Source organism: Bacillus sp. G16 (genome assembly GCF_021282335.1).
GTDB lineage: Bacteria > Bacillota > Bacilli > Bacillales > Bacillaceae > Bacillus > Bacillus inaquosorum.
Window position 1 is genome coordinate 1 of record NZ_JAJSOZ010000034.1, and the last position, 8,591, is coordinate 8,591.

8 protein-coding genes and 1 riboswitch are annotated in these 8,591 nt (G+C 46.0%); of the genes, 5 read left to right on the forward strand and 3 right to left on the reverse strand.

Going from position 1 to position 8,591, the window contains the following annotated elements:
* The first annotated feature begins 187 nt into the window (after window positions 1-187).
* Window positions 188-290, forward strand: a riboswitch (guanidine-I (ykkC/yxkD leader).
* Between the two features lie 69 nt (window positions 291-359).
* The gene (locus tag LWH95_RS20950; protein ID WP_003236173.1) at window positions 360-1,196 is read left to right on the forward strand and encodes a YitT family protein; all 837 of its coding nucleotides are present in this window, start codon (window positions 360-362) and stop codon (window positions 1,194-1,196) included.
* Window positions 1,197-1,236: 40 nt separating this feature from the next.
* Here LWH95_RS20950 and LWH95_RS20955 read toward each other — a convergent pair whose 3' ends face one another.
* The gene (locus LWH95_RS20955) at window positions 1,237-2,694 is read right to left on the reverse strand and encodes an aldehyde dehydrogenase family protein (RefSeq protein ID WP_232920306.1); all 1,458 of its coding nucleotides are present in this window, start codon (window positions 2,692-2,694) and stop codon (window positions 1,237-1,239) included.
* Window positions 2,695-2,878: 184 nt separating this feature from the next.
* Between LWH95_RS20955 and LWH95_RS20960 the strand changes: the two genes are divergently transcribed.
* From LWH95_RS20960 to LWH95_RS20975, 4 genes are all read left to right on the forward strand, one after another.
* Window positions 2,879-3,772, forward strand: coding sequence for a PucR family transcriptional regulator (locus tag LWH95_RS20960; protein ID WP_232920307.1), 894 nt, complete (start codon window positions 2,879-2,881; stop codon window positions 3,770-3,772).
* Between the two features lie 120 nt (window positions 3,773-3,892).
* Window positions 3,893-4,990, forward strand: a complete 1,098-nt coding sequence (msmX, locus tag LWH95_RS20965; RefSeq protein ID WP_232920308.1) for a maltodextrin ABC transporter ATP-binding protein MsmX — start codon at window positions 3,893-3,895, stop codon at window positions 4,988-4,990.
* 105 nt (window positions 4,991-5,095) lie between these two features.
* Window positions 5,096-5,824 carry a ZIP family metal transporter gene (locus LWH95_RS20970; RefSeq protein ID WP_232920311.1) on the forward strand — a complete coding sequence of 243 codons (729 nt, stop codon included), beginning with the start codon at window positions 5,096-5,098 and terminating at the stop codon, window positions 5,822-5,824.
* Between the two features lie 100 nt (window positions 5,825-5,924).
* The gene (locus LWH95_RS20975) at window positions 5,925-6,764 is read left to right on the forward strand and encodes a polysaccharide deacetylase family protein (RefSeq protein ID WP_232920309.1); all 840 of its coding nucleotides are present in this window, start codon (window positions 5,925-5,927) and stop codon (window positions 6,762-6,764) included.
* Window positions 6,765-6,776: 12 nt separating this feature from the next.
* Here LWH95_RS20975 and LWH95_RS20980 read toward each other — a convergent pair whose 3' ends face one another.
* Entirely contained in the window at window positions 6,777-6,971 is a 195-nt protein-coding gene (locus tag LWH95_RS20980; protein ID WP_084995556.1) for a hypothetical protein, read from the reverse strand.
* Between the two features lie 181 nt (window positions 6,972-7,152).
* Complete coding sequence (gene cimH, locus LWH95_RS20985) at window positions 7,153-8,505, reverse strand: citrate/malate transporter CimH (protein WP_232920310.1); 1,353 nt, start codon at window positions 8,503-8,505, stop codon at window positions 7,153-7,155.
* Window positions 8,506-8,591: the final 86 nt, after the last annotated feature.

Sequence of the window (8,591 nt, forward strand, 5' to 3'; positions counted from 1 at the left end):
CATTTATAGTTAATTTTACTTGTAAAATATATGCTATTTTTCTTATCGGTCATATCTATTATTTGTTAATAAATAAATCGCTTTTTCTTGTAGCCCATCTGAATAAATCTCCGCAAATACCCCTTGAACCAATTCGAACCGTCCCTTATAATGCTAATATTGGAAAGTAAACAAGATATGATAAAAAACAGTGGTTTTCTAGGGTTCCGCAATGCAAATTGGTCTGTGACCGAGAGAAAACACATAACAGCCTGGCTGTTATGACACGGTGGGATAAAAGCCCAGGAGTTTCTGCTCTTTTGCGAGAGCGTACTCCTGGGTTTTTTTGTTGATACTATCTGGAGAAGGAGTGTTTTGTGATGAAAAAGAAAATGCTGGATGTGCTGATGCTTGTGATTGGTGCTTTTTTCTTTGCGCTTGCAGTGAATTTGTTTGCGATTCCCAATGACCTTGGGGAAGGCGGGGTCACTGGGATTACGCTGATTTTGTATTATGTGTTTCAATGGTCTCCCGGAGTAACGAACTTTATCTTAAATGCATTTCTGCTTTTAATCGGCTACAAGTTTCTAGACGGTAAAACCACTGTCTATACCATCATTGCCGTAGCGGCGAATTCGCTTTTTCTCCATCTGACACACGGGTGGAGTATTCCGTCTAATGAATTGATCATTAATACGATTTTCGCGGGTGTATTTGCGGGAGTCGGTATTGGCATGATTATTCGTGTCGGCGGCACGACCGCCGGTTCTGCGATTCTGGCCAGAATCGCTAATAAATATTTAGACTGGAATATCAGCTACGCGTTATTGTTTTTTGATTTAATCGTGGTATTTAGCTCTTATTTTATTATTGGTGCGGAAAAAATGATGTTTACGATCGTGATGCTGTATATCGGAACGAAAGTGATGGACTTCATTATTGAAGGATTGAATACGAAAAAAGCCATTACGGTCATTTCGGAAAATAAGAGTGAGATTGCAGAGCAGGTGAATACCTTGATGGATCGGGGTGTCACGATTTTATCAGGGAAGGGAAACTATACGGGCCAGTCGAAAGAGATTTTGTATATTGTCATTAACAAACAGGAGCTGTCCATGCTGAAGAAAATCATCAGAAGCTGCGACAAAAAAGCGTTTGTGATCGTCCATGACGTACGCGATGTGTTTGGCGAAGGGTTTGTTGATATATCTAAATAATGAAAATCCCTCTGCACTTGAAGCAGAGGGATTTGTTCGTTTAGAACGGATATTTGCGGTATTGCTTCTGTATCGAAATCCATTTCGTCACGGTAAATTCCTCGACCACCCAAGGATTTCCGAAGCGGCCGACACCGCTGGCTTTGTTTCCGCCAAAGGCGATATTCGGCGAGTCATTAACGGACTGGTCGTTGACATGGGTCATGCCGCTGTCAATTTGCAGGGCAAACTTTTCGCCTTTTTCTAAATCAGAAGTGAAAACAGCCGAGCTGAGGCCGTATTCTGTATCATTTGCCATATCAATCGCTTCCTGATCGCTGGAGGCTTTGATAATGGTGGCAATGGGGGCAAACAGCTCCGTTTGGGCAATTTTGCTGTTGTTGTCAGCACCGACAAAGACATACGGTGTGAGCACGTTTCCGACGCGTTTTCCTTCAACCGCAAGCTCAATGCCGTCTGCCTTTGCCTGCTCAATGATCTCCAGCGCTTTTTCGATTTGGTGTTCGTTGATCAGCGGGCCGACAACGGTTTTCGGATCGGTTTGATCGCCGTACGGAAGCTGTTTGACACGGGAGGTGAATTTTTCAACAAACTCATCGTACACATCTTGATGAACGATGATCCTGTTGATAATCATGCAGATTTGTCCCTGGTGAATAAATTTCCCGAAAATCGCGGCGTCTACAGCACGATCGACATCCGCGTCTGATAGGACGGCAAATGGGTTGTTGCCGCCGAGCTCAAGGGCCATTCGCTTGAAGTTACGCCCAGCGATTTCACCGATGTGACGCCCGACTGCGGTTGATCCCGTAAAGCTGATTAATTTCGGGATTGGATTGGTCAGCATGCCGTCCCCGATTTCCTTTAAGTCCGTCAACATGACGTTGAGGACACCCGCAGGAAGGCCGGCGTGTTCAAATGCTTTTGCAATGATGGTTCCGCCGGAAAGAGCGGTTTGAATATCTGGCTTGTGAACAACACTGTTTCCCAGCGCAATCGCAGGTGCAATCGTTCTCATTGATAAATTCATTGGAAAATTAAATGGAGAAATTGATGAAATCACACCGAGCGGAAGGCGGTAAATCTTATTGATTTTTCCTTCAATGTTGGATGGAACCTCTTTGACGCCGCCCAACTCGCCGGTATACGTCATGGCTTCATCTAAAATCGCAATGGTTTGCTCAAGCTCGATCGTTGCTTTAATGATCGTTCCGCCGGTTTCGCGGGAGATCATCATGATGATGTCATCACGGTTTTCCTGTAAGTAGCCGCGCGCTTTTTGCAGGACTGCTTTTCGGTCTTCTGTTGTGCTCTTGGCCCACTCTTTTTGAGTCTGCTGTGCAATGTCAAAAGTATCCTCCAGCTGTTTGCTTGTTGCCAACGATGCTGTTGTAATCACAGACTGGTCATACGGATTCAAAATGTTCTCCGTACGCCCGCTTTCTCCTTCTGTCCATTTTCCGTTGATAAAACTTTTGTTTAACGCTTCTAAACCCATTCATGATCACCCTCCTTTGGTCCTGCATATCCTCTTCTATTTCCGCTGAAGCCAATATGTAAACGAACGAGGTTTCCCTTTCAGTTTCTCGTCTGTCTATGCCGGATATACTCTTTTTTATTGGAGAACCTTGCATTTCGCCTTATACTAAATATACAGATCCTTACATGAGAGAGGAGACCATATGAAATCTCTGCTGGCTATTTATCCCGGTTCGATTGTGTCTGATGAGCTTTGCGTAAAGGAAGACTGTCTATGCTTTTTTGATGAGAACAATCAGAGATATATCTCCATTCCGAAAAAGGAAATTAGCGAAAAAGAGACACTGCTGCTGCAGTCATTTTTGACGCCTGCGGATGAGGTCAATCAAATGTCTTTGAAGTCGCCGGAGGAAAACAAGTGGTTTGCGTTTCTTTTTTCTAAAGGGGAAGTGCCGGCGAACATAAAAAAGCGGACGAGATTTGTTCATTTTCATTTAATTGGCAAAATGGAGCGGGCGTCCTTTGCGGAAGCCGTCCGCCATTTTTGGCCGGTTCCTTTTGTGATTGTGTGGATGCATGAGGACAGAGGCGTGATTGTCGAGCAGGAAAGTGAAGCGGCGGCGGGGAAAGACGAACTGGAATCACTCGCTAAAGTTCTTGAGAGTGATTTCTACTTCAGTGTCCGTTTTTATGCCGGGAGATTTTATGAGCCGGATGAGAATCTGCGAACACATTACGCCCGTGAACAGACGTATTTCCTGTTTGCTGAAAAACGGCTGCCTCAGGTGCAGAGTGTGACCTTTGATATGATTTTTCCTTTTTTATTATTAGAAGCAGAAAAAGAAAAGCTGGAGACGCTGCTCTCTGAAGAAGCGGAGCTTTTATTTGGAAATGAATCTGAGCTGAGGAAGACAATCAAGCTCTTTATTGAAAACAATTCAAACGTGACGTTAACGGCTAAAAAGCTGCATCTGCACCGCAACAGCCTGCAATATCGAATTGATAAATTTATTGAGCGGTCAGGGATAGACATTAAAACGTATAAAGGCGCGCTGCTCGCTTATTTTATCTGCCTGCAAAGCGAAGTTTCAGAATAAATTGGAAATATGCACGAAAAATGGTTGGCTGATTTTATGAACGCTGCCCATTCCAGCGATATGAAAAAGCTGTTACACTCAAATGAAGAAAGCGTTTACAATAACAAAGGGGGATGTTAGATGGCTGAATTGCGGATGGAGCACATTTATAAATATTATGATCAGAAGGAAGCGGCTGTTGATGACTTTAACCTTCACATCGCCGATAAGGAATTTATCGTATTCGTCGGCCCGTCAGGCTGCGGGAAATCAACGACGCTGCGAATGGTCGCAGGGCTTGAGGAAATTTCGAAAGGCGATTTTTATATTGAAGGAAAACGGGTAAATGATGTAGCGCCAAAGGACAGGGATATCGCGATGGTATTTCAAAACTACGCGCTCTATCCGCATATGACAGTCTACGATAATATCGCATTCGGGCTGAAGCTTCGAAAAATGCCGAAGCCAGAAATCAAAAAAAGGGTAGAAGAAGCCGCTAAAATTCTCGGGCTGGAGGAATATTTGCACCGCAAACCGAAAGCGCTGTCAGGCGGGCAGAGACAGCGGGTCGCACTTGGACGGGCAATCGTGCGGGATGCAAAGGTGTTCCTGATGGATGAGCCTTTGTCGAATCTGGATGCGAAGCTGAGGGTGCAAATGCGGGCGGAAATCATTAAGCTCCATCAGAGGCTGCAAACCACAACGATTTACGTGACGCATGACCAGACAGAAGCGCTGACGATGGCGACACGGATCGTGGTCATGAAAGACGGAAAAATCCAGCAGATCGGGACGCCGAAGGATGTATACGAATTCCCTGAAAACGTATTTGTCGGCGGATTTATCGGATCACCGGCGATGAACTTTTTCAAAGGAAAGCTGACGGACGGCGTAATCAAAATCGGTTCTGCAGCATTAACCGTGCCGGAAGGAAAAATGAAGGTGCTGCGTGAAAAGGGCTACATTGGCAAAGAAGTCATCTTCGGGATCCGTCCTGAGGATATTCATGATGAATTAATTGTTGTAGAATCGTATAAGAACTCTTCGATTAAAGCGAAAATCAATGTCGCAGAGCTGCTCGGTTCTGAAATCATGATTTATTCGCAGATTGATAATCAAGACTTTATTGCGCGGATCGACGCTCGTCTCGATATTCAATCAGGTGATGAGCTGACGGTTGCGTTTGATATGAATAAAAGCCATTTCTTTGACAGTGAGACAGAAGTGAGAATTCGTTAAGTTCAAAAACCGGACATGGAGACATGTCCGGTTTTTTTGTGTTCTCTTAAAGGTTTACAGAAAAAACCGCAGGGGGTAGTGGTTGGTAAGAAAGGGGAGATCGTGATGTGGCATGCGGCAATGTGGGGCGGGATCTCCGGCTCTGCTGTATTGCTGGGCGCGCTGGCGTCCATGTTTTTTTCGATTCGCAAACAGATCATCGGCTATATTATGGCTTTTGGCACAGGCGTCTTAATTGGCGCTGCCGCTTACGAGCTTCTTGGAGATGCAGTGGCAGAAGGCGGAATTGTGTCGACAGGCGCCGGATTTATTGCGGGGGCAGTCGTTTTTACGATTTTTGATTACGCGGTTTCCAAAAGAGGCGCGTCACAAAGAAAAAGATCGGGACAAGCAGCTGCCGGCGGCGGAGGAATCGCCATTTTTATCGGCACCATCATGGATGCTGTTCCGGAATCGATTATGATTGGCGCCAGCCTTCTCGAAGAACAATCGGTCAGCTTCCTTTTGGTGATTGCCATCTTTATCAGCAACATACCTGAAGGGCTGTCCAGTACAGCAGGAATGAAAAACAACGGGTATTCCAGAACAAAAATTATGCTGCTTTGGGCTGCGGTGTTCGTGATTTCGATTCTTGCATCATGGTCAGGATATTTCTTTCTCGACGGTGCTTCTGAAGAAGTGATGTCAGCAATCGCAGCGTTTGCGGGCGGGGGCATCATTGCAATGATTGCTTCGACGATGATGCCCGAGGCGTACGAAGACAGCGGTCCGATGACAGGTTTGATCGCTGCACTTGGCCTGTTAACCTCGCTGGTTTTGAATCAGTTTTCTTAAATGTGAGCCGGTCATGCTTCCATGTCCGGTTTTTTTGCTTGAAAATCTCAGAAACAAACCGATGAAAAGGAGGAAGAAATAGACAGAAAGCAGGAGAACGATGAAACGATTGATTTTAAGCGCCTTTCTTTTAGGCGGCTGCTTTGCTCTCGCGGCTTGCGCTGATCAAGAGGCAAACGCGGAGCAGCAGATGCCGAAAGCAGAACAAAAGAAACCGGAAGAAAAGACAGTACATATTCAGAAAAAAGAAGACGATACATCCGCATGGATTAAAACAGAGAAACCGGCAAAGCTGCCGATTTTGATGTATCACAGCATTTCCTCAGGAAACAGCCTCCGTGTCCCGAAGAAAGAATTCGAAGCACATATGAAGTGGCTGCACGATAACGGCTATCAGACATTAACGCCGAAAGAGGCGTATCTCATGCTGACGCAGGATAAAAAGCCGAGTGAGAAATGCGTGCTGATCACGTTTGATGACGGATACACAGACAATTATCAAGACGCGTATCCGGTGCTGAAGAAGTACGGGATGAGGGCGACGATTTTTATGATCGGCAAATCGATCGGACATAAACATCATCTGACAGAGGACCAAATGAAAGAAATGGCGAAGCATGGCATATCGATTGAAAGCCATACGATTGACCACCTTGAGCTGAACGGGTTAACGCCTGAACAGCAGCACAGTGAGATGGCTGATTCGAAAAAACTGTTTGACGGCATGTTTCATCAGCAAACCTCTATCATCAGCTATCCGGTGGGGCGCTACAATGAGGATACGCTAAAGGCCGCCAAAGAAACGGGCTATCAAATGGGCGTGACGACAGAACCGGGCGCGGCATCGAGAGACCAGGGAATGTACGCCCTCCATCGCGTGCGCGTGTCCCCGGGCATGTCAGGCGCATCTTTTGGCGCGTATATCGAGTCGATGAAATAAAAAAGGAGGCGCTCAATCGCCTCCGCCGCCACAGCCGGAATCGCTGAAACCTCCGTCACTGCCGCATCCATCATGATGCGAGCCATGATCTGAATAACCGAAAAACCCGCTGTCCGCCTGCTGCCGGCTTTTGTTTTCCAAGGGCTGCGGCTGAATGACTGAAAGAAAAACGATAATAGCTACAATCAATAAGATGATCACAATCATTTCTGGTCACTCCCTTTTTTAACCATATCTGTTATACGGATGAAACGCTGATCGGTTTCACTTCAAAGAGATCGATTCTTTCAGCCGGTCTCTGAGCCAGCGCATGAGGCAGGAACTTGCAAAAACACGGACAGCAAAAAAGCAAGCTCTTTCGTTTTACAAAGAACTTGCTTGCGGTGTATCAATAAAACTGGTGAAGCAGCAATAAGGTTAAGGACACTGTAATCGCTCCCCCGATTCGGGTAGACACCTGGGCGAATGGCATCAGTTCAAGTCTTTCTGCGGCGCTTAAAATGGCGACGTCCCCGGTGCCGCCTTGCCCTGAATGGCACGCATTGATAATAGCTGTCTCAATTGGATACATGTTCAGCCATTTTCCGGTGAAAAAGCCGACGGCCATCATGGTCACAACGACAGACAGAATCGTAATGATATTGCTGAGGTTGAAGGCAGCGACAAGCTTGTCCCACGGCGTCATAGACACGCCGATCGCAAAAAGCAGCGGGTAGGTTACAGCGGTTGAAAAGAAGCGGGACACACCAAACGCGCCATTTTCAATTGAGGCAGGCACCAATCTGAAAAGCTTAACCAGAACAGCCAGTAACAGCATGGCAACGGGTGCCGGAAATCCGAAAAAGTCGTGAGCGAGCATGCCGACTAAGTATAAAGAAACAGCAAGGATACCGCCTGACGCAAATAAGGAAAGGTTGAACATTTGCTGGCCGCTTTGTGATTCCTCCAGCGCAGGGGACACTTCTTCAGATCGATCCACTTTGCCGTTGCCTGTCCATTCCGGTTTTTTCTTTCCGATTCTGTTCAGCAATCCCGCTAGAATGATCGCGCACAGGCTGCCAAGCATAATCGACGGCAGAACAAGTGCAAACGCTTCCCCTTGAGACATGGGCATGATGTCAGAATAACCGATGGACAGCGGGATAGCGCCTTCTCCGACTCCTCCTGCCATGATCGGAATGACAATGTAGAGCAGTGTATGCTGAAATCCGAGTCCGAGCAATGTGCCGACAGCCAGTCCGACAATAGCGGCCGCGACAGAACCGGCAATAAGCGGAATAAAGATTTTCATGAATGCTTTTACGAGTGTTTCTCTTTTCATGCCGAGGATGCTTCCCACGACAATTCCTGCGATAAACAAGTATAGAAAGTTTGAGTTTTCTGTAAACTCTGTGGTGGATTTGACGATATCATGAGGCAGCAGGTGATAGTAGACGACAGCGGACGGAATAAAAGTAGCTAGGATGGCCGGGCCGCCGATAGAACGAACAATCGGTATCGATTTGCCGATTTGGGCAAAGGTGAACCCGAAAAATGCCATGACGGCAATGGATGTCAAGATGTCACTTTTTACATCGTGATGCATAACAAAAACAGTGATTAATATAAACAGCAAGGCATACACAGGAAGCGGTATGATGCCTACTTTTATATTCATGGCTCTCGCAAACCAATTCTCTTTTCGAACCCCTTCGTGAATTGTATCCGTTTGCAATTGCATTTGTGTTTGAAGCTCTCCCATTGAAAAACCTCCCCTATTCTTGATGCAGTGAAATTGTTCACTACATTAAGTATACTAAAAAATTGAAATTATTAATATATTAATAA